This is a genomic window from Nocardia asiatica NBRC 100129, assembly GCF_000308415.1.
GTDB lineage: Bacteria > Actinomycetota > Actinomycetes > Mycobacteriales > Mycobacteriaceae > Nocardia > Nocardia asiatica.
In genome coordinates, this window is record NZ_BAFS01000198.1 from 1 (window position 1) to 2,548 (window position 2,548).

Consider the following 2,548-nt stretch of genomic DNA (forward strand, 5'->3'; position numbering starts at 1 on the left):
TGCGCGGACGTAGCTCGTTGACGTCGACCTTTCCGATCCGCTCCCCGAGCAGATGCGCGACACCCGCGTGGGGTGCATCTCGGCGGCGGCCATGCGCAGCAGCGAGGTCTTGCCCGCGCCGTTGGGGCCGAGGACCACCCAGCGTTCGTCGAGCTCGACCTGCCAGGTGACCGGACCGACGAGAGTGTGGCCCGAGCGGCGGACGGTTACGTCGGTGAAATCGATGAGCAGATCGGGATCCGGTTGCGGCACGCGCTCCATCTTGGCCCACCTGAGGGGGCACTCGCCAACGCGGGGAGGGAAAACCGAGCCGGTCGGTCGGATCTATGCCGGATCATCGCCGTCACGGCAGCATCCGCCGCGCCGTCCGACACGCCCACGGCGACCGCGACGTCCCCGCGCAGCGTTCACCAAGACGCGGCGGGCACCGCGATCACCGTCATCGAGCCGGGCGCCACTTCGGTGTATCCCGCGTCTCGCACGGCGACCGCGCCTCCCTCGGCCACCTGCTGCGCCAGCGCCGCCCAGCGCTGCGCGCCGGCCTCGCGTACCGCGCAGCGGAAGCCGAGTTCGGCCCAGCGCTGCGCGTTCTCCACCGGCAGCGCACCGGCCAGCAGCATGCTCGCGTGACCCGCCTGCGCGGCCGACTTGCCCAGCGTCATCCCGAGCCCGGCGTTCACCCACAGCACCGGCGATCCGGGATCGGGCGGCCCGGGATCGTCGTGCGCGAGATCGGTGCCGCCGATCTGCAGACGCTTGATGCGCGGGTCGACCGCGCCCACCGGTCCGGGGACCAGCGCCCGCGCCTGCGCGCCGTCGACCTCGACGGTGACGCCAGGTACCGCGCAGGCCGCCTGCCACTGGGCGCCGCGCGCACGCCGGGCCACCTTGCGGATGCGCGAGTGCTTCCATGCGAGATAAGGCTGTTCCCACTCGCCGCCCGGCCCGACCCGCGCGTCCAGGCACAGCGCCACCGCGGCGGCCGCGGCGGCCGCCAGCAGCGCGCTGCGCGGGGGCGGATCGGCCTTGGGCAGGTGCAGGACCATCTGCATCGCCTGCACCATGGCGGGGTCGTCCGGATCGCCCGCTCCGTAGTAGCCGCGCGCCAGCTCCGCATGCCGGGCGCGGAATGCCGCGATATCCGGCGCCGCGGCGATATTCGGCGCCGCGGCGATATTCGGCGCCGCGGCGATATTCGGCGCCGCGGCAATGTCCGGCGCTGCGGCAATGTCCGGCGCTGCGGCAATGTCCGGCGCTGCGGCAATGTCCGGCGCTGCGGCAATGTCCGATGACGTGGCGATGTCCGACGGCGTGGCGATGTCCGACGGCGTGGCGATGTCCGACGGCGTGGCGATGTCCGACGGCGTGGCGGCCGTGGAAATCTCGGCGTCGCGCCGTACTTCAGCGCCGCATTCCGGCGTGCTCGTCATCACCGCACCTCGATAGTCAACGAAAATGTCCGGGCCGGCACCAAGCCCTGGTCCCACGGACGCGTGTACTCCATCTGCAACGAAGTCACGCCCGCCGCGATGCCCACGAAGTTCCATACGGCCGTGCCACCCGCGCCCGGCGCGACCGGCTCGGCCGAATCCGGTTCGTAGTCCGCCGCACCGTCCTGTTTCACCACGGAAGAGTCGATCCGCGCGATGCTCCAGGAGTATCCGGTCGACGGATTGGCCGGCAGGGCGACTACGAGACGCTGTCCGACCGGCAACAGCCGCTGCTGGCCGGCATCGGCCGCACTCACTCGCACAACAGGTTTCTCGGCTTCGGTGGCGATCGTCTCCGGCGAGCCGTCGCCGCATCCCGCCACCGCCGTGACGAGCAGCAGCACCAGCAGAGACTTCCGCACCCGTCCTCCGATCGCCGAATGATCAACTCGCAGCGAGCCTACCGATCGGCGGCCATCCAGGAATCGTCCGAGCGGGAGGGTCGGGACCGCTCAGCCCAGCGGCACCCGGCGCAGCAAACCGTCCCTGGCGTCGGCGGCCTCCACTTCGTGCCGGGTGACACCGAGGATGAACAAGACGGCGTCCAGATAGGGATGCGAGAGCGCCGCGTCGGCGACCTCGCGCAGCGCGGGTTTGGCGTTGAAGGCGACGCCGAGCCCGGCGGCGTTGAGCATGTCGATGTCGTTGGCGCCGTCACCCACCGCGACAGTCTGCTCCATCGGCACCCCGGCCTCGGCCGCGAACTTGCGCAGCGCGGTCGCCTTGGCCGCGCGGTCGACGATTTCCCCGACGACCCGGCCGGTCAACTTGCCGTCCACGACCTCCAGCGTGTTCGCCTGCACGAAATCCAGTTCCAGTTCGTGCGCCAACGGCTCGATCACCTGACGGAAGCCGCCCGACACCACGCCGCAGCGGAAACCGATCCGGCGTAGCGTGCGAATGGTGGTGCGCGCCCCAGGGGTCAGCTCGATCCGGTCGGCCACCTCCTCGATCACCGACTCGTCCAGACCGGCCAGCGTGGCGACTCGCTGGCGCAGCGACTCGGCGAAGTCGATCTCCCCGCGCATGGCGGCCTCGGTGACCTTGCGAACCTCGTC

At 71.2% G+C, this 2,548-nt stretch carries 3 protein-coding genes and 1 pseudogene; all 4 read right to left on the reverse strand.

What is annotated here, in order from left to right; translation table 11 throughout:
• Positions 1–261, reverse strand: a pseudogene (locus tag ON27_RS19535) (ATP-binding cassette domain-containing protein); the annotation flags it as partial.
• A 146-nt stretch (positions 262–407) separates the two neighbouring features.
• Positions 408–1,175: an aminoacyl-tRNA hydrolase gene (locus ON27_RS19540; RefSeq protein WP_373282771.1), complete on the reverse strand. Its 768-nt coding sequence runs from the start codon at positions 1,173–1,175 to the stop codon at positions 408–410.
• Between the two features lie 254 nt (positions 1,176–1,429).
• On the reverse strand, positions 1,430–1,852 hold the full coding sequence (locus ON27_RS19545) for a protease inhibitor I42 family protein (RefSeq protein WP_043729406.1): 423 nt from the start codon (positions 1,850–1,852) through the stop codon (positions 1,430–1,432).
• 90 nt (positions 1,853–1,942) lie between these two features.
• On the reverse strand, positions 1,943–2,548 hold a 606-nt coding region (gene serB / locus ON27_RS19550), incomplete at its 5' end, for a phosphoserine phosphatase SerB (protein ID WP_043729408.1).